The sequence below is a fragment of the Pseudomonas sp. GM84 genome, assembly GCF_000282535.1.
Classification (GTDB): domain Bacteria; phylum Pseudomonadota; class Gammaproteobacteria; order Pseudomonadales; family Pseudomonadaceae; genus Aquipseudomonas.
The window spans coordinates 1-18,524 of sequence record NZ_AKJC01000363.1; the positions used below are offsets into that span (position 1 = coordinate 1).

General features: G+C 66.3%; 16 protein-coding genes. 3 read left to right on the top strand and 13 right to left on the bottom strand.

All coding sequences use genetic code 11. From position 1 onward, the window contains the following. Positions 1-22 precede the first annotated feature (22 nt). The 7 genes from PMI38_RS25665 to PMI38_RS25695 all read right to left on the bottom strand — a co-directional run bounded on the left by PMI38_RS25665 (position 23) and on the right by PMI38_RS25695 (position 9,226). The gene (locus PMI38_RS25665) at positions 23-1,669 is read right to left on the bottom strand and encodes a dipeptide ABC transporter ATP-binding protein (RefSeq protein WP_008100903.1); all 1,647 of its coding nucleotides are present in this window, start codon (positions 1,667-1,669) and stop codon (positions 23-25) included. Further along, positions 1,666-2,520 (bottom strand): ABC transporter permease, encoded by an 855-nt coding sequence (locus PMI38_RS25670; RefSeq protein WP_008100905.1) that lies wholly within the window; start codon positions 2,518-2,520, stop codon positions 1,666-1,668. Before PMI38_RS25670 ends, PMI38_RS25665 begins: the two co-directional genes overlap by 4 nt. Before the next feature lie 220 nt (positions 2,521-2,740). Beyond that, complete coding sequence (locus PMI38_RS25675) at positions 2,741-3,796, bottom strand: NADP(H)-dependent aldo-keto reductase (RefSeq protein ID WP_008100906.1); 1,056 nt, start codon at positions 3,794-3,796, stop codon at positions 2,741-2,743. A 161-nt stretch (positions 3,797-3,957) separates the two neighbouring features. Further along, positions 3,958-5,307 carry an LLM class flavin-dependent oxidoreductase gene (locus PMI38_RS25680; protein ID WP_008100908.1) on the bottom strand — a complete coding sequence of 450 codons (1,350 nt, stop codon included), beginning with the start codon at positions 5,305-5,307 and terminating at the stop codon, positions 3,958-3,960. A 14-nt stretch (positions 5,308-5,321) separates the two neighbouring features. Next, the gene (locus tag PMI38_RS25685; protein ID WP_008100910.1) at positions 5,322-6,566 is read right to left on the bottom strand and encodes an acyl-CoA dehydrogenase family protein; all 1,245 of its coding nucleotides are present in this window, start codon (positions 6,564-6,566) and stop codon (positions 5,322-5,324) included. Between the two features lie 21 nt (positions 6,567-6,587). Then, positions 6,588-7,520, bottom strand: a complete 933-nt coding sequence (locus PMI38_RS25690; RefSeq protein WP_008100912.1) for an ABC transporter permease — start codon at positions 7,518-7,520, stop codon at positions 6,588-6,590. Continuing rightward, complete coding sequence (locus PMI38_RS25695; protein ID WP_008100914.1) at positions 7,517-9,226, bottom strand: ABC transporter substrate-binding protein; 1,710 nt, start codon at positions 9,224-9,226, stop codon at positions 7,517-7,519. The genes PMI38_RS25690 and PMI38_RS25695 overlap by 4 nt, the downstream gene beginning before the upstream one ends. A 491-nt stretch (positions 9,227-9,717) precedes the next feature. Between PMI38_RS25695 and PMI38_RS25700 the strand changes: the two genes are divergently transcribed. Continuing rightward, on the top strand, positions 9,718-11,829 hold the full coding sequence (locus tag PMI38_RS25700) for a TonB-dependent receptor family protein (RefSeq protein ID WP_008100916.1): 2,112 nt from the start codon (positions 9,718-9,720) through the stop codon (positions 11,827-11,829). A 121-nt stretch (positions 11,830-11,950) separates the two neighbouring features. Here the strand turns inward: PMI38_RS25700 and PMI38_RS25705 are convergent, their stop codons facing one another. Beyond that, positions 11,951-12,574 (bottom strand): glutathione S-transferase family protein, encoded by a 624-nt coding sequence (locus PMI38_RS25705; RefSeq protein ID WP_008100917.1) that lies wholly within the window; start codon positions 12,572-12,574, stop codon positions 11,951-11,953. A 118-nt stretch (positions 12,575-12,692) separates the two neighbouring features. Between PMI38_RS25705 and PMI38_RS25710 the strand changes: the two genes are divergently transcribed. After that, the gene (locus PMI38_RS25710) at positions 12,693-13,229 is read left to right on the top strand and encodes a GNAT family N-acetyltransferase (RefSeq protein WP_008100919.1); all 537 of its coding nucleotides are present in this window, start codon (positions 12,693-12,695) and stop codon (positions 13,227-13,229) included. Between the two features lie 12 nt (positions 13,230-13,241). Here PMI38_RS25710 and PMI38_RS25715 read toward each other — a convergent pair whose 3' ends face one another. From PMI38_RS25715 to PMI38_RS25730, 4 genes are all read right to left on the bottom strand, one after another. Next, positions 13,242-14,120 carry a DMT family transporter gene (locus PMI38_RS25715; protein WP_008100921.1) on the bottom strand — a complete coding sequence of 293 codons (879 nt, stop codon included), beginning with the start codon at positions 14,118-14,120 and terminating at the stop codon, positions 13,242-13,244. 173 nt (positions 14,121-14,293) lie between these two features. Next, the gene (locus tag PMI38_RS25720) at positions 14,294-16,387 is read right to left on the bottom strand and encodes a putative bifunctional diguanylate cyclase/phosphodiesterase (RefSeq protein ID WP_008100923.1); all 2,094 of its coding nucleotides are present in this window, start codon (positions 16,385-16,387) and stop codon (positions 14,294-14,296) included. 141 nt (positions 16,388-16,528) lie between these two features. Continuing rightward, complete coding sequence (locus tag PMI38_RS25725) at positions 16,529-17,023, bottom strand: GNAT family N-acetyltransferase (RefSeq protein WP_008100926.1); 495 nt, start codon at positions 17,021-17,023, stop codon at positions 16,529-16,531. Between the two features lie 158 nt (positions 17,024-17,181). Then, on the bottom strand, positions 17,182-17,589 hold the full coding sequence (locus tag PMI38_RS25730; RefSeq protein WP_008100928.1) for a RidA family protein: 408 nt from the start codon (positions 17,587-17,589) through the stop codon (positions 17,182-17,184). Positions 17,590-17,781: 192 nt separating this feature from the next. On the opposite strand from PMI38_RS25730, the gene PMI38_RS25735 reads away from it, so the two are divergent. Then, complete coding sequence (locus tag PMI38_RS25735; protein WP_008100930.1) at positions 17,782-18,099, top strand: hypothetical protein; 318 nt, start codon at positions 17,782-17,784, stop codon at positions 18,097-18,099. A gap of 48 nt (positions 18,100-18,147) precedes the next feature. Here PMI38_RS25735 and PMI38_RS25740 read toward each other — a convergent pair whose 3' ends face one another. Beyond that, the gene (locus tag PMI38_RS25740; protein ID WP_008100931.1) at positions 18,148-18,360 is read right to left on the bottom strand and encodes a PLDc N-terminal domain-containing protein; all 213 of its coding nucleotides are present in this window, start codon (positions 18,358-18,360) and stop codon (positions 18,148-18,150) included. Positions 18,361-18,524 lie beyond the last annotated feature (164 nt).

Below are 18,524 nucleotides of genomic sequence, written 5' to 3' on the forward strand. Positions count from 1 at the left end.
GCCGGCGATGAGGCCAGTGGCTTCAAACAGCAATCCGGCTGACCCAGCGCGGCTGCGCCGGCGGCAGGTGGGGCACGGCATCGAGCAACGCGCGGGTATAGGCATGACGCGGCTGGCGCAGCACCTGCGCAGCGCTGCCCTGCTCCACCACCCGGCCGCCCTGCATCACCAGCACCTGGTCGCTGACCTGCTCGACCACACCCAGGTCATGGGAGATGAACAGGCAGGCCAGGTTCAGCTCGGCCTTGAGCTCGGCAAGCAGCGCCAGGATCCGCGCCTGCACCGACACGTCCAGCGCCGAAACCGGCTCGTCGAGCACCAGCACCCGCGGTTTCATGGCCAGCGCGCGGGCAATGGCGATGCGCTGGCGCTGACCACCGGAAAGCTCCAGCGGGCGCCGGTCGAGCAGTGCCGTTGGCAGCTGCACCCGCTCCAGCAACCTCGCCGCCTCGGTACGCCGCAAGCCACGCGGCACGCCAGCCTGGGCCAATGCCTCGGACAACACGCGCAACACGGTAAAGCGCGGGTCGAACGAAGCCAGCGGGTCCTGGAACACCACCTGGATGCCCTGGCGTGCCAGCCGCTGCTGCTCGCCCGACAGCCCCAGCCAGTCTTCGCCATCGAACTGCACGCTGCCGTGTTCCGGTCGTTCCAGGCCGAGCAGGATGCGCCCTAACGTGCTCTTGCCAGAGCCGGACTCACCCACCACGCCCAAGGTCTGCCCCGCGCGCAACGTCAGCGAGACATCCTTGAGTACCTCACGCAGCTGGCCATCCGGCCCCTTGAACGACTTGCCCAGGCCACGGGCCTCCAGCAACACCGGTTGCTCGCTCACGGCGTTCTCCACCAGGGCCAGCGCAGGCCCCACCGGACGCTGGAAATGCACCGCCCGCGCGGCACTGAGCAGGCGTTGTGTGTAGGGGTCCTGCGGGTCCTGAAGAATCTGTTCGGCACTGCCCTGCTCCACCACTGCACCGCCGCGCATCACCGCCACCCAGTCTGCCAGGCGCGCAACCACCGCGAGGTCATGGCTGACCATCAGCAAGCTGTTGTCGCGCTCACGCAACTGCTCCAGCAGGTCGAGGATCTGCGCCTGCACCGTGGCATCCAGCGCCGTGGTCGGCTCGTCGGCAATCAACAGGCGTGGCTGGCAGGCGATGGCCGAGGCGATCAGGGCACGCTGGCGCAAGCCGCCGGACAGTTGCCAGGGATACTGCCGTGCCCGCACCTCAGGCTCGGGCACGCCAACCAGGCGCAACAACTCGAGCACGCGCAAGCGGCGCTGTTCGGCGCCCAGACCGGTGTGCAGCAGCAATGGCTCCTCGATCTCGGCGCCCACCCGGCGCAGCGGGTCGAGCGACCCCAGCGCATCCTGCATGACGAAGCCGATGTGCCCGCCGCGCAAGCGCTGCCAGGTGGCTTCGTCGACGCCGAGCAGATCCCGCCCGGCGAAGGCCAAGCGTTGCGCCTGCACTTGTGCGCCCTGCCCGGTCAGGCCGACCAGGCTGCGCGCCGTGACGCTCTTGCCCGAGCCCGATTCGCCGACCAGCGCCAGGCACTGCCCGGCGTGCAACTGCAGGCTTACGCCGTGCACCACGGGCACCCCGTTGAAACTCACCCGCAGGTCACGGATGTCCACCAGCGGTCCCTTCTTTTCAAAGCTGTTCATGCGCGTCTGCCCTCGCTGCGCCGCAGCCAGTCACGGCCGATGACGGTGATGGAAATAACGGTCAAGGTGATTGCCAGCGCCGGCCAGGCCATCAGCCAGGGGGCGTTGGCCATGAAGTTGCGGGCCACGGCCATCATCGCGCCCCACTCGGCGGCGGGCGGTGGCGCGCCGAAACCGAGGAAACTCAACGCGGCGGCGGCGGTGATCGACCCGCCCAGGCCAATGCAGGCGAGGATCAGCACCGGCTGCACGGCATTGGGCAGGACGTGCCCGAGCACCACGGCCAGCGGCCGGCGGCCCAGGGTCAGCGCCGCCTCGACGAAGCCGGCGTGGCGGATGGTCAGGGTCTGGGCCCGCACCAGTCGCGCGTAACGGGGCACCGAGGCGATACCCACGGCGAGGATCAGGTTGCTGGTGCCCTGGCCGAACAGGGTGATGATCACCAGCGCCAGCAGCAGGTCGGGGAAGGCCAGCAGGACGTCGACGCCGCGCATCAGCAGGTTGTCCAGCCAGGCGGGGGCCAGGCCGGCGAGCAGGCCGAGCAGTGTGCCCAGGCCAAGGCCGACCAGGGTCGCCGCCAGGCCGATGAGCAGCGATGGGCGGGCGCCGTGGATCAGCCGGCTGAGCACGTCGCGGCCGTTTTCGTCGGTGCCCAGCCAGAAGGCGCTGCTGGGCGGGTGATAGGCCAGGCGGGCGTCGGCGGCCAGGGGGTCGGTGGGGGCCAGCCAGCCGGGGAAGATGACTGCCAGCAGCAGGACGCCAAGTATCGCCCAGGCCAGGTACAAACCGGGCCGCGCCAGCCATCTGGAGTGGCTGGACAAGGTCAGGGGTGTGAGAACGGTTGCGGTCATATCGGTCCTTCTCATGTTGGCTGTTCCGGCCCTTTCGCGGGGCAAGCCCGCTCCCACAGGATCACCTCAAGGCTGAAATCTGTGGATCTGCCTCAAGGCTGAAATCTGTGGATCTGCCCCAAGGCTGAAATCTGTGGATCTGCCTCAAGGCTGAAATCTGTGGATCTCTTGTGGGAGCGGGCTTGTCCCGCGAACAAGGGCAAAGCCCTTGCCATTCAGCTCATGGCGATGGGTTGGGAATGCGCCGATGCACGGCCTGAATCTCGGCCAGCACCTCGTCACCGAGTTGCACCTCCAGCGCACCGAGGTTCTCCTGCAGCTGCAGCAAGGTGGTCTGCCCGGTGATCGCGCTGGCCACGAACGGCTGGCGGATGACGAAGGCCAGGGCCAGTTGCGCCGGGGTCAGGCCATGCTCGCGGGCAATCTGCACATAGCTGGCAATGGCGCTGTTGGCCTCCTCGCTGCCATAGCGGTTGAACGTGCGGTACACCGATGACAACCGCGAGCCCTCGGGCCGTGCGCCGTTCAGGTACTTGCCGGTCAGCGCGCCGAAGGCCAGCGGCGAGTAGGCCAGCAGGCTGACACCCTCGCGGTGGCTGAACTCCGACAGGCCGTTCTCGTACAGGCGGTTGAGCAGGCTGTAGGGGTTCTGGATGCTGGCGATGCGCGCCAGGCCCCGGTCTTGGCTGTGACGCAGGAACTGCGCCACACCCCACGGGGTTTCATTGGACACGCCAATGTGGCGAACCTTGCCGGCCTTGACCTGCTCGTCGAGCACCGCCAGGGTTTCTTCGATGGCCGCCGTTTCCGGGTGGTCGTCGGCGTAGGGGTACTCGCGGATGCCGAAGAAGTTGCTGGTGCGGTCGGGCCAGTGCAGCTGGTACAGGTCCAGGTAATCGGTCTGCAAGCGGCGCAGGCTGCCTTCCAGGGCGGCGACGATGTTCTTGCGGTCGTGGTGTGACAGGCCATCGCGGATATGCGCCTGGGCACCGGGCTCGCGGGAAGGGCCGGCGATCTTGCTGGCCAGCAGGAGCTTGTCGCGGTTGCCACGGGCTTTGATCCAGGTGCCGATGTAGCGCTCGGTGGTGGTCCAGGTTTCGGCGCGGGTGGGCGTGGGGTACATCTCGGCGGTGTCGATGAAGTTGATGCCGGCGGCGATGGCGGCGTCCAGTTGCTGGTGGGCGTCTTGTTCGGTGTTCTGGTGGCCCCAGGTCATGGTGCCAAGGCTGAGGAGGCTGACTTGGAGATCGGTGTGGCCTAGGCGGCGGTAGTGCATGGGGGTGGGTCCTTGGGTATTGGGTTGGGGATGGGAATTTGGGGCTGCTTTGCAGCCCATTCGCGGGACAAGCCCGCTCCCACAGGATTACCTCGACCTTGAGACCTGTGGGGTACCTGTGGGAGCGGGCTTGCCCCGCGAATGGGGTGCAAAGCACCCCCTCAAACAGCCGACGCGATCTCGCGTCGAGCCTCGGAAAACTGGTTCACCGCCCTGGGCAAACCCAGGTGCTCACGCAAGGTCGTGCCGCTGTACTCGGTCCTGAACAACCCCCGCTTCTGCAGCAACGGCACCACCTCCTCGACGAACACCCGAGCCCCCGACGGGAACATGTCAGGCATGATGTTGAACCCATCCCCCGCCCCCGCCAGGAACCATTCGGCCAGGGTGTCGGCCACCTGCTCCGGCGTGCCCACCGCCAACCGATGCCCCACCAGAATCCGCCGCGACAGCTGGCGAATGCTCAGGTTCTCACTGCGCGCCAGGTTCAACTGGGCCTCCAGAAAACCATGCGAACCGCGCTCGAAATCCGCCACCGCGCCAATCCGTTCCCACGGCAGCGGCGCATCCGGGTCCAGCTCGCTGGCATCGATACCGATGCGCCCAGCCACCTGTTGCAACAGCCCATGTTCCCCATGCCAGGCATTGAGCTCGTCGAAGCGGGCATGGGCCTCGGCCTCGGTGCTGGCGATCACCGTCGACAACCCCGGCATGATCTTCAGGTGCTCGGGGTTGCGCCCCCAGGCCTTGGCCCGGGCCTTCATCTCGCGGTAGAAGGCCTGGCCGTCAGCCAGGGTGGTCTGGGTAGTGAAGATCGCATCGGCATAGCGCGAGCCCAGCGCCTTGCCGCCCTCGGAAGAGCCGGCCTGCACCAGCACGGGCCTGCCCTGGGGCGAACGCGGCAGGTTGAGCGGGCCGCGCACCTGAAAATGCTTGCCCTTGAAGTCCAGGGTGTGGACCTTGCGCGGGTCGGCGAAACGCCCGGCGGCGCGGTCACCGATGATCGCGTCGTCTTCCCAGCTGTCCCACAGCTTCAGGGTCACGTCGACGAACTCCTCGGCACGCCCGTAGCGGTCCACATGCAGCGGCGCACCGGTCAGGCCGAAGTTCTGCGCAGCTGCGTCACCGGCATTGGTGACCACGTTCCAGGCCGCGCGACCACCGCTGATATGGTCCAGCGAGGCGATGCGCCGGGCCAGGTTGAACGGCTCGTTGTAGGTGCTGGAGCAGGTGGCGATTACGCCGATGCGCTCGGTGGCCGCGGCCACGGCGGTCAGCAGTACGGTCGGCTCCAGGCGCCCGCCCGGCTGGGCGGACACATCCGGCGGCAGCGCCGGGCCGTCGGCGAGGAAGATCGCGTCCAGGCAGCCACGCTCGGACAGCTTGGCGATGTCGCGGTAGTAGTTGACGTCGATGTAGGCATCGATCGCCGCCTCACCCTGGCGCCAGGCGCCCGAGTGCGAACCGAAGCCGAGGATGTTCATGCCCAGGCTCATCTGTTTGGTGCTCATGGTGGTTCTCCTGATCAGACCGCGCTGGCTTCGTCGCCGCTGCCCTGCCCTTCGCTGGCGGCGGCATGGCGGGCACGCCAGGCCTGGGCCGGGCTGATGCCGTTGAGGTAGTAGTTGCCCAGCGCCTGTTCGCGCTGGATCGCGGGGTTGTGCGAGGCCAGGGTGCGCGCGTTGCGCCAGTGGCGGTCGAGGCTGCGGGCGCTGCTGGTGGCCGAGGCGCCGCCGACTTCGAAGAGCAAGGTGCTGGCCTCCAGTACCTGCGGCAGGACGATCTGCTGGGCCTGGAAGGTGTGGATCTCGGCATCGGTGTACAGCTGCTCGGGCACCTCGCCCGCCTGGCCGGCCTCGAACACTGCCTGCAGGCTCTGGCCCACGGCGCTGACCTGCGCCTCGGCGGCGAAGGCCAGGCTGGCCAAGCGGCCAACCACGGCCTGTACCAACGGGTCCTCGGCAGGTTGCGACTGGCCCGGCACGCCAAAGGTGCGTGTACGGCCCTGGACGAAGGCCACCGCATCGGCCAGCACCGCGCGGCCGATGCCCGCCAGGGTGGCCAGGTGCACCGCCTGGTAGAACGCGGTGAGGTACGACTCGGCGCGCAACTCGCCCTTGGCGAAGCGGCGCAGCAGGTGCTCGGCTTGCACGCGCACCTGGGTGAAGCGCGTGGTGCCGCTGCCGGTCAGGCGCTGGCCGAAACCGTCCCAGTCATCCTCCCGCTCCACCCCCGGCGCCCGCGTCGGCACCGCCAGGCTGACGAAGTCATCGCCGTGGTTGGCCACCGCCGCCACCCAGTCGGCGTACAGCGTGCCGGTGCAGTAGTACTTCTCGCCGTCCAGCCGGTAGCCATCGTCGCCGTCGCTCAGTTGCACGGTGTTGCCGGTGCTGTCGGTGCGCTCGGCCATGGCTGCGCCCCACAACTCGCCGGCCACCACACGTGCGAACCAGTAATCCTGGGAGGCGGCGTCGTTGGACGACAGCCGCCCTTCGACGAAACCGAAGTGGGCACGGAAGATCTGCGGCAGGTTGGAGTCGGCCTGGCCCAGGCGCACCAGTTGGCGCAGCAACTGAGGCAAGGTGGCGCCGAGGCCGCCATGGCTGCGCGGCACGCGCACGGCGCCGAAGCCGGCTTCACGCAGCCAGGCCACCGGCTCGTGGGCCAGGGTGCGTTGTTGCTCGCGGGCCACCGCACCTTCGGCGATGCGGGCGTAGATCGGCGCAAAATGCGCATCCAGTTCGGCGTCGGTAATCGGGGTTTGACTCATGACAGTTCCTTTCTCGTGAATTCAGGGGCGCGTGGTGCGCGGGTCGATGGCCTGGGTCGCCAGGTCCACCAGCAGGTTGACCAGCACGTAGAGGGCGGCCGCCAGCAGGGTCACGCCGAGCACCAGCGGCACGTCCTTGTTGGCGGTGGCGTCGAGCATCAGCCGGCCGATGCCCTGGCGGCCGAACAGCAGCTCCAGCACCACCGCGCCACCGAGCAGGCTGGCGAAGACGAAGCCGGCCAGGGTCACCAGCGGCACCAGGGCGTGGCGCAAGGCATGGCGCAGGCGCACGGCGGTGTCGGACATGCCGCGTGCGCGGGCCTGGGTGATGAAGGGCTGTTCCAGCACCTGCTCCAGCGACTGGCGCAGCACCTGGGCCAGCACCGCCGCTATCGGCAGCGCCAGGGCCAGGCTCGGCAACACCAGCGAGCGCCAGCCGCGCGAGCCGGACGGCGGCAGCAGGTGAAAGTGAAAAGCGAACGCCAGCAGCAACAGCGTGCCGATGACGAAGTTGGGCGCCGACGACAGCACCAGCTCGATCCCTGACACCAGCGCCCGCAGGCGTCGGCCACGGTTGGCGGTGAGCAGTGCCGAGGCCAGGGCGATCAGCACCGCCAGCACGGCTGCGCTGCTGGCCAGGGCCAGGGTTGCGCCGAGTTGTTCGGCAATCGCCTGGCCGACCGGGATGCGCAGCCGGTACGACTCGCCCAGGTCGGCGTTGGCCAGGCGTGCCAGGTAGTGGCCGTACTGCACCCACAGCGGCTGGTCGAGGCCATATTCGGCGCGCACCTGGGCGAGCATCTCGGGGGTCGGCATGGCATCCGGGCCGCCGAGGATCGCCAGGGCGGTATCGCCGCCGCTGTACTGCACGCCGAGGAAGGTCAGGCTGGCCGCCGCCCAGAGCACGATCACGCCGTCGCGCAGGCGACGCAGCAGGGTTGCCAGCAGCTTCATGGTTGCTCCTTTGCCAGCCACACGCTGGTGAACAGGGGAACGTTGTGCGAGCCGTCGAACAGCACGCCGCCGACGGCCTTGCGGTAGGCCAGCAGCATCTGGCTCTCCACCGACGGTACCGCCGGCACGGTTTCGGCCAGGCGTTGCTGGGCCTGGCGATACAACGCGCGGCGCTGGGCCGGGTCAGTGCTGCGGCGGGCGTCGCCGAGCAACTGGTCGAGGCTCGCGTCGCGGAAATGCCCGACGTTCTGGCCGATCATTCGCGCGCTGGGGATCGACTGGCTGTGGTAGAGGATGTACAGGCCGTCGGCGGTATTGGTGTGCCAGTAGCCGCCGCCGATGGCATCGAAGTCGCCGGCGTAGCGCAGGGCCATGACCCGCGTGATCGGCAGCAGCTCGATCTGCAGGTCGAAGCCGACCTTGCGCAGGTCGGCCTGGGCGGCGACCGAGACGTTGGCCGGGAACGCCGGGTTGTCGTAGGTCAGCAAGGTGGCGCCCAGGCGCTGCCCGTCACGGGTCCGGAAACCCTGGCTGTCGCGGCCGGTCCAGCCGGCGGCATCGAGCAGGCGGCCGGCGGCGGTCGGGTCGAAGGCCAGGGCATCGCGGGCCACCGGGTCGTAGCCGGGGGTGTTGACGGCGAGGAAGTCGCCCTTGGCCAGGTACTCGCCGAAGCCGGAGATCCAGGCCAGGCCCTCACGGTCGATGGCCTTGGCCACTGCCTGGCGGACCTGTACATCGTCGAATGGTGCGCGCTCGACGTTGAAGGTGATGCTGCGCGCGGGGTTGCCCTTGCGGATGCGGTTGCGCAGGGTCAGCGCCGGGTTGGCACGGATCGCCGCGGCGTTCTGCGCGGGGGCGTCCAGGGCCATGTCGCTGTCGGCGGCTTCCAGCGACGTGTAGCGGATCATCGCTTCGGGCACGTAGCTCAGCTCGATGCCGTCCAGGTAAGCCTCGCCTGGGTGGCCGATGGCGGGCGGCGCCCAGTGGTAGCCAGACCGACGAGCGAAACTGGCGCCCTGGTCGCGCACCCAGCCGGTCAGCACGAACGGGCCGGTGCCGATGGGCTGGCTGGCGATGCTCTTGGGCGCATCGAGGATCTGTCGGGGCGAGATCATGCCCAGCCAGGCTTGCGACAGCACATCGAGAAACGGCGCGTAGGGGGTGCGCAGGGTCGCCTCGAAGGTGAAGTCGTCGACTACCCGGCCCTGCAAGTACGGGGCGATGTAGGCGGCGGCCAGCGGCGACTTGGTCTTCGGGTCGCGCATGTGCTCCAGGTTGACCCGTACCGCTTCGGCATCGAAGCGTTCGCCGTCGCTGAAAGTGACATCGTCACGCAGGTGGAAGGTGTAGGTCAGGCCGTCGGGGCTGATGTCCCAGCTTTTGGCCAGCCACGGCGTGAGGGTGCCGTCCTCGGCCTGATACACCAGGCAATCGAAGAGGATGCGACCCAACCACTGCATGTTGCCGTTGGACTGGGCATGGATATCGAAGCTGCCGGCGTCGCTCGAGGCGGACACGCGCAAGGTGCCGCCCCGCTCGCCCAGGCGTTGCTCGACGAAGTCGCTGGCCGGGTAGCGCATCACGCCGCTCACCTCGGTCACGGATTCGCCCTTGAGCGTGCCAGGGGTCTGCGGTGGCGTGGCTGGCGAGCAGGCGGCAATAAATAAAGCGCTGCCCAACAACCATGGCTGAATGAAATGATTCATCGAATGCAGCGACTCCCTTCTCTATAAGGCCAATTTGCCTTTGATGCCAGAAGGGGTATTGCAGTTGTCGTGCCAGCTTGTTGCCCGCGTATTTACTACGCCAACTCGGTATTGATCGCATTACAACTGAACAAACTGCTCATCCACTGTTGCGATACAAACAGCCGCCGCAACGCGGCCCCCTGTGGGAGCGGGCTTGCCCAGCGAAACAAGCACCGCGGAGGATGGCACCGGCTTTGCCGGTGTTCGCGGGACAAGCCCGCTCCCACAGACAGAATGGGTATTTATATAGAACCGGTACTGTTTGACTTACAACAGCGACACAACAAAAGTTGTTATTCCGTTCAACATTCAAGTTAGAACTTGCGGCCATCCCCCTAACTTCCGGCACTTTGCCAGCTGGCACAGAAACTGCTCTTACTGTTTTCGACAGGCCTGACTATGCCCATAGAACGCCGAGGTACCTACGATGACTTTCAAGGAATACAACGATGCGTGCGATCCAACCCCATCCACTGCGCCTGGCCATCCGCCACGCCGCCCTGGCCACAGCCGCTACGGCCCTGCTGGCCCCGTTCACGGTTTCAGCGGCTGACCAGACCCTCGGCACGGTGACCGTGCAGGGCGCCAAGCAGAGCGAAGTACAACAGGCCGCCAGCGCCCTGGCCGAAGTGCCCGGCGGCACCAGCGTGGTCGACAGCGAAGAGGTCGCCAAGGGCCGCACCGCGACCCTGCAGGACACCCTCGCCTACCAGCCCGGGGTGTTCGTGCAGTCCACCGGCGGCAACGACGCCGCCAAGATCTCGATCCGTGGCTCCGGCGCCAACACCTCGCCGGGCTATTTCCGCGAAGGCATCAAGTTCCTCTTCGACGGCCTGCCACTGACCGGCCCAGGCGGCACCCCCTACGAATTCCTCAACGCCGCCGGCGTGAACTACACCGAGATCCTGCGCGGGGCCAACGCCTTCCAGTACGGCGCGCTGACCCTCGGCGGCGCGGTCAACTTCGTCAACCACAGCGGCTACAGCGCCCCGGGCCTGCGCCTGCGCGCCGAGGCCGGCAGCTACCACTACCAGAAGCAGACCATCAGCTACGGCGGCGTCGAAGGCGACCTGGACTACTACCTGCAGGCCGACAACTACCGCAACGAAGGCTACCGCGACTACAGCCTGGCGAAGAGCTCCGGCATCGTCGCCAACGCCGGCTACCGCTTCAGCCCGAAACTGGAAACCCGCCTGCTGCTGCGCTACCGCGACGAAACCCACAACGACCCCAGCGCCACCACCCTGGACAACGCCCTGCACCACCCCCGCCGCGCCAGCGCCACGGCCGAGAGCAGCGGTGCCGGCGCGCGCCGCCCCGGCAGCATCTGGGTGGGCAGCAAGACCACCTACACCTTCGACGACGATGCCCGCCTGACCTTCGGCGCGTCGTACCACGACTACCGCCACACCAACAGCCCGCGCAGCCCGAGCAACCCCAGCTACTGGGACTGGCATGACCTGGGCCTGCTGCTGGGCTATGACCGCGTCGACTCGCTGTTCGGCCTTGAGAGCCGCAGCAACATCGCCTTCACCTCCACCCAGCATTTGCGCGGCGGGGTGAACTCGGCCAACGATGACAAGGTGTCGCTGAAGAAGGTCGACTACCAGGACTCCTTCGACCGGGTGATCGCCCTGGGCAACGACCTCAACCTGGTCGACAACCTGTGGCTCACCAGCGGTGTGTCGTTCATCAACGTGCGGCGCAAGGTCGACATCGACCACGCGGTCAACCCCAACACCACCACCTTCCCGCAGCACGTGGACTACGACAACTGGAGCGTCGCCCCGCGCATCGGCCTGCGCTACGAGTTCAATCCGAACCTGCAGGTGTTCACCAACTTCAGCCGCAGCATCGACCCGCCTGCCTCGTGGGAATACTCCGGCTCCGGCCCGACCTTGCCGTACATCCGCCCGTTGGTGGAGCAGAAGGCCAACACCTTCGAGGTCGGCATCAAGGGCTCGCACGGCATCTTCGACGGCAGCCTGGCGCTCTACCGTTCATGGATTCATGACGAGCTGCTGAACGTGCAGATCATCCCGGCGACGTCCACCTCGGCGGCGGTAACCGGTGCGTTCAACGCCTCGCCGACGATCCACCAGGGCGTCGAAGCGGGCTTGAATACCCGCCTGTGGGAGAACCCCCAGGGCGACCTGGTGCGCTGGCGCCAGGTGTACACCTACAACGACTTCTACTACCGGCATGACGACACCTTCGGCGACAACCAGCTGCCGGGCGTGCCCAAGCACATCTACCAGGGCGAGCTGCAGTACCAGGACCACAGTGGCTGGTACACCGGGGTGAACGTGCAGTCGGCGTCGCGCACGGCGGTGGACTATGCCAACAGCCTGTATGCGCCGTCGTACACCATCTGGGGCGCGAACCTGGGGTATGAGGCGCCGAAGGGCAACTGGAAGGTTTCGCTGGATCTGAAGAACCTGGCCAACAAGGCCTACGTGACGGCGGTGACGCCGGTGTACAACGCGCGGGGGCAGGACACCGCGTCGTTCTGGCCGGGGGACGGGATCGGGGCGTATGTGGGGGTTGAAGTGAGGTACTGACAGGTCGGTTGGCTCGATGGCCTCATCGCCGGCAAGCCGGCTCGCACAGGGTCGGCGCACATCCCGAGGGCTGCGCTGTACCTGTGGGAGCCGGCTTGCCGGCGATGAGGCCCCTGCGCAATCAAGCCGTCCGAGGCATCAGCTCATAGGGGTGCTTCCACCCCTGCAGCACCTGAATCCGCTGTTTCCACGCCTCGATATGGCTGAACTCGGTCAACACGATGCCGGTGTCCTCCGGCATGAACACATACCCCGCCAACGACAGGTCCGCGATGGTCAAGCGCCCGCCGACCATGAACGGCGTCTTCGCCAAGTGTGCATCGACAATACGGTAGGCCGCCGTGGCGCGTTCGCGCAGAAAACCGGTCACGTCCGTTTCACCCGTCTTCTTCAGGCACAGCAGAAAGCGCAGCGCCGCGTAGTAGCTGGTGAACTTATGGTTATCGAATAGCATCCAGCGCCAGATCTCGCGCTTCTCGGCGTCGTCACGCGGGCCGAACTGGCCGGTGCGTTCAGCCAGGTATTCGAGGATCAACGCTGACTGGGTCAGTTTCTGCCCCGCGTGTTCCAGTACCGGCACCTCGCCTTGCTCATTGACCGCGTCACGCCACTCCTGGCCGCGGGTCTGGCCGTTGAAGAAGTCGACGAAGACCGGCTGCCAGTCCTGGCCGGTGAGTTCGAGCATGAGGGCGGCTTTGTAGGCGTTGCCGGATTCGGCGAAGCAATGCAGCTTGTAGTCGGGCATGGCGATCCTTCACTTCCCTGGGATGATGGGGGGTCCCGAGCAAATCACGCACTGCCAGGCACGGTCAATCCCCTCTATGATTAGGGGACTTACCCGACAGACAACGCCAGGAAGGCCCATGCCCTACCCCACTCTGCCCCGCACCCTTTCCACTCCACGTACCCGCCTGGTACGCCCCGACCCGGCACTGGCCGCACAGGTGCTGCAGGCCCTGCTCGACAGCTACAGCCTGCACGAGCCCTTTCTGGCCTGGGCCAAACCTGACTGGACGCTGGACGAAGTGCGCGAAAGCCTGCAGGCAAGTGCCCGCGAGTTCCTCGACCCAGCGGCGGAAAAGCGCTTCTTCGTGCTGAAACCGGACGGCGATGCCGTGCTCGGTTGCATCGGCCTGCGTCCCGGCAATGGCGAGTATGAAGTGGGCTACTGGGCGAGCCAGGCCAGCAGTGGCCAGGGCCTGATGCGCGAAGCGCTGGTCGGCCTGCTGGATACGCTCGACACGCCGGTGTGGCTGACCACCGACATCGACAACCAGGCCAGCCAGCGGCTGGCGCAACGTTCAGGGTTCGTGCTGGCCGGCAGCCTGCTCACCGAACTCGACCCGAGCACACCGCGCCCACTGTATCGGCGCTTGCCGAAGGGTGAGCAAGGCCGCTAGCGGTGCGGCGCTTCACTTGCTGCGCTGCATCCACGCTGCCCCCAGCCCGCTCACGCAGATGATCGCGATCCCCAGCAAGCTGGCGCTGTCCGGCACCTGGCCGTAGATCACCAGGCCCAGCAGCCCGGCGAACACGATCTGGCAATAGCTGAACGGCGCCAGCAGCGCCGGTGCGGCATGGCGGAAGGCCTGGGTCAGCAGCAGGTGGGCGCTCATGCCGAAGCCGCCGAGGGCCAGCATCAGCAACGCGTGGTCCCAGCGCGGCAGCTCCCAGAAGAACGGCACCAGCGCGCTCATCGCCAGGGTGTTGCACAACCCGGCGTAGAAGTTGCTGGTGGTCGGGCTGTCATAGGCCGAGACGATACGGGTGAGCAACTGGTAGAAGCAGAAGCCCATGGCCGAGCCGAGCGGGTAGAGAATCGCCGGGGTGAACATCGCGCCGCCAGGGTGCACCACCACCAGCACGCCAATGAACCCCAGCCCCACCGCCAACCACTGCCCCGCCGTGACCCGCTCCCTGAGCAGCGGCGCGGACAGCGCGGTGACCAGCACCGGCGCAAGGAAGTTGACCGACGTGGCCTCGGCCAGCGGCAGGTACTGCAGGCCGGTGGTGAACAGCAGGCTGGTACTGAGCAGGCTCAACGCGCGCAAGGTCTGCAGCAGCGGGCGCCGGGTGCGCAGCACGTTGAGGCCGGCCTTGGGCAGGAAGATCCCGGCCATCAGCAGGGTGTGCACCACATAGCGGACCCACACCACCATGACGATCGGGTACAGCCCGCCGAGAAACTTGGACAAGGCATCGTGGCTGGCAAACAGGAACGTCGCCACCACCACCAGAACAATGCCGCGCAAAGGCTGGTTGACGCCGGACAACGGGGTACTGGAACTCATGGCGATCTCGAAGGCGGCGCAGCTGGATGCAGCGCCAGGGTGACTCGACAGCAGGGATTCTAGAAGAGATAAGACGACTTACCCAAGCGCAATCGCCGCTGCGCTTGAGGGGTACCAAGCTTTCCGTTCGCTGATCGACCACTTTGTGCGGGGGCCATTTAACGGCCCCTTCGTTACAACGCGACCACTTGCTTCAAACGTTCGCTGGCCGGCGCCGGCCGTCCGTAGAAGTAGCCCTGGAAGTGCGAGCAGCCCTCGGCCGCCAGCCGGCGCATCTGCTCTTCGGACTCCACGCCCTCGGCCGTGGTCTTGATCATCAGGCTGTTGGACAGGTCGGTGATGGCGCGGATGATCGACATCGCTTCGCGGCTGTCGCACATGTCATGCACGAACGACTTGTCGATCTTGATCCGGTCGAACGGGAACGAGCGCAGGTAGCCCAGCGACGAATAGCCGGTGCCGAAGTCATCCAGCGAAATCGACACGCCCAGGTCCTTCAGCGCCCGCAGGGTGCGCACGTTCTCTTCGCTGTTGCCCAGCAGCACCGACTCGGTGATCTCCAGCTCCAGGCGCTGCGCCGGCAGGCCCGAGTCGGCCAGCGCCAGGGCCACGATGTGAACCAGGTTGCCGTTCTTGAACTGCACCGGCGAGAGGTTGACCGACACCGTCTGCTCGCTGTCCCAGCTGGCCGCCTCCTGGCACGCCAGGTTCAGCGCGCGGGTGCCGAGTTCGTGGATCAAGCCGGTCTCCTCGGCGATGGGAATGAAGTCCATGGGCATGACCATGCCGCGGGTCGGGTGCTCCCAGCGCAGCAGTGCTTCGTAGCCGGTCACGCTGCTGGTCTGCTGATCCACCACCGGCTGGTAATGCAGGTGCAGCTGGCCCAGGTGCAGCGCGGTACGCAGGTCGGTTTCCACCAGGCGACGCTGACGGGCGGCAACATCCAGCTCGACGTTGAAGCATTCGTAGCGGTTGCGGCCGTTGCGCTTGGCTTCGTACAAGGCCATGTCGGCATAGCCCAGCAGTTGTTCGGCCTGGTCGTTGTCATCGGGGGCCAGGGCAATGCCGATGCTGACGCCCACCGTGAACTGATGGCCCTCGATCTGGAACGGCGGGCTGATCGCCTCGATCAGCCGCTTCGCGGTGTTGCAGGCGGCGTCGCGGCTATCCAGGCCGGCCAGGACCACGGCGAACTCGTCGCCGCCCAGGCGTGCCAGGGTGTCGTGCTCGCGCAGTTCGCGGCGCAGGCGCTTGCCCAGTGCGCGCAGCAGCTTGTCGCCGAAGGCGTGGCCGAGCGAGTCGTTGATGTTCTTGAAGTTGTCCAGGTCCAGGCACAGGGCGGCGGTCAGCTTGTCATGCTCGTGGCCGCGCAGCAGGGCCTGCTTGAGGCGTTCGTTGAACAGCGTGCGGTTGGGCAGTCCGGTGAGCGCATCATGGTGCGCCATGTGGTGGATCTGCGCGTGGGCCGCCAGCTCCTCGGTGGCATCTTCGGCCACGAACAGCACGTAGTCGGCCTGGCCCTCGCGGTTCTGGCTGAGCAGCGCGCGGCTGCGCAAGGTGCGCGGGCCACACAGCGTATCGACCCGGGTTTCGGCGGCGAAACCCTTGGTGCTGCGGGCGCCACGGCTGAGCTGCTGCTCCAGGTAGTCGGCGGCGGCCGGTGCCATGCATTCGCCGGGCAGTTGCCCGATCATGCTGCTGCCGCGCCCGCCGAACAGGCGTTCGGCCTGCTGGTTGGCCAGCAGGATGCGCTGGCTTTCAAGGTCCTGGACGATGACGCTGGCGGGAATGTTGGCGATCACCGAGTCGAGGAACTGCGAGAGGTTGGCCATCTCCTGGCTGTACTGCTCGGCCAGTTCCTTGGCCTGCAGCAGCTCCATCTCCTGCTGCCGGCGTTCGGAAATGTCACGGGTGACCTTGGCGAAGCCGACCAGCTGGCCGGCGTCATCGCGCACGGCATCGATCACCACATGGGCGTGGAAGGCGCTGCCGTCCTTGCGCAGACGCGCACCGATCTCCTCGAAGCGTCCGGTGCGGCGTGCCTGCTCCAGGTTCTGCTCGGGCACACCGGCGGCGCGCTCGTCTTCGGTGTAGAACAGCGAGTAGTGCTTGCCGACGATTTCGTCGGCGAGGTATCCCTTGGCCCGCTGGGCGCCGGGGTTCCAGTTGGCGACAGTACCGTCGGGGGTGAGCAGGTAGATGGCATAGTCCACCACGCTCTGGATCAACAGCCGGTACATGATGTCGGGGCTTGCGACTAGCGACATGGAATTTACCTGAACCTGCGACGCGCGCGAAAAGGAACCCCGGAACAGAGCGGCCGGGTCGTGAACAGCGATGATGGCATTATGCCGTTTGAGTTGATTTTGTGAAGTGGGTCACAGAATTTTGCGCATGCCGTTTACGACTCAGTGGCGGGCAGAAGTGATGCGGTAGGTGAGCAGGTCCGGGTCGTCGTCCAGCATGAGCTGCTGCACCGGCCGTGGCAGGTCGGCGACCACCGCCTTGCAGAAGGCGACGGCGTCAGGGTCCAGGGCGTAGCAGCGCAGCAGCCAGTCGCCGGGGGTGCCGAGAAGCTGTTGCGCCACAGCCCGGCCGATGCCCTGGCGGCGATAACGCTTGAGGATGAACAGGTCGGCCAGCTCATGGGCCTCGATACCCGGCAACTCGCTGCGCTCGACCAGCACGAAGCCTGCGATGTAGCCGTCCACCAGCACCAGGTTGGCGCTCCAGCCTGGGGACTGCCAGTAGCGCTGCAGGTGCTCTTCATGGATGTAGAAGCGCCCGTCCACCTCCACGTCCTCCTGCTCCCAATCGGAGGATTCGTAGGCGTAGAACTGGTAGAGATTGCGGATCAGTTCGGCCTGGTCGGGGGTGGTTGGCAGGAGTTCGATGGGTAGCATGGGGGATGGGGCTCGAAATAGCTTAATTCTAGAAGGTTTGCGGTGAAAGTACCGCCCTCTTCGCGGGACAAGCCCGCTCCCACAGGTAACCCACCGTATTGGACTCCTGTGCTGTACCTGTGGGAGCGGGCTTGTCCCGCGATGAGGCCGGTACAGACTCACACCACAGCCGCCACCGCCTCGATCTCCACCAGCATCCCGTCCAGCGCCAGACGTGGCACTGGAATCAGCGTACAAGTCGGCTTCATGTGCGCTCCCCAAGCCCGATCCGCCTCGTCTACCCACTGCCCCAGGCGCGTTTCACTGTGATCCACGATCAGCAGGGTCAGCTTGAACACCTGCGCCAGTTCCGCCCCCTTCGATGCCAGTGCGGTCTGCAGATTGGCCAGGGCCTGGCGGGCCTGGTCGCTGAACTCGGGCGAAAGCTGCCCTGCAGCGTCCTCGCCGCCCTGCCCGGCAATGAACAGCAGGCGGCTGCCGGCAGTCACCGCGGCAACATGGGAATAGGCATTGGCACTGGGGTCGTAGAGACCGTGCGGGTTGGACAGCTCGAATGCTTGAGTCATGGGACGCTCCGTCGCGTGGATGAGCACCCGAGTCTGCAACCTTGAGTTAAGTCGAGGTCAACACCTTGTAGGAAATTTCGCGGTTATGGCCCCTGGCGTTCAACACCACGTATGTAGGCGCCAGGCGTTCGACCTTGTAAATTGCCGGCTCCGGCACGGAGGCCAGTCATTTGCCTGCATCAAGGAGATACCATGACCAAGCACCATTTCCAGCTCGCCTACACCATCAAGCCCCGCAGCGATTACGACGAAAGCGCAGCCGCCGAGGCTCGCCTGCATTTGCGCAACATCGGCTGGGACACGCTGCCGCAGATCGAAACCACCTTGCTCGGTGAGGTCCACCTGTATCACAGCACCACCCACGACCGCATCGATGAAGCCGAAAAGCAGATACGCGGCCGCATTCATGAAGAGCTCAAAGGCTTGAAGGTCCTGACCCCGGTCAAGTTCTACGCCAGCGTGATGGTCGACGGCCTCGGGCCTGCCATCCGCTTCAGCATCCTCGCCTGACGCTGCGGGGTCGCATCAGGCGCAGACCGCGCCTGATGCACGACAGCCTCATTTCTCCTGCAGCACCGCCCTGCCCTTCACCGCCCGCGGGCCGCGCCAGGCCCAGAACAGCAGACCGGGGATGGGGGCATAGACGACGAAGACGACCCACAGCATCTTGCGCTCGGCACGCCGGTCGCTGCCGATGATGTGCCAGATGGCGAAGATTTCCAGCACGATGATCAAGGCCGCGACAATGATCCAGATCGTTCCGATTTCCATGAGCACTCTCCCGTTGGCATGTAAGGGGTTGGGTTGCTGCCGGCGGTGAGGGTTCAGTTGGATGTTGGTTGGCGGGGGTATGGTTTGGGATTGAGTGGGGCATGAAGGTGTTCGCCGATGGAGATCTTGCGCCTGTGAGATAGAGCGCCGCCCGCGCGGCGCAT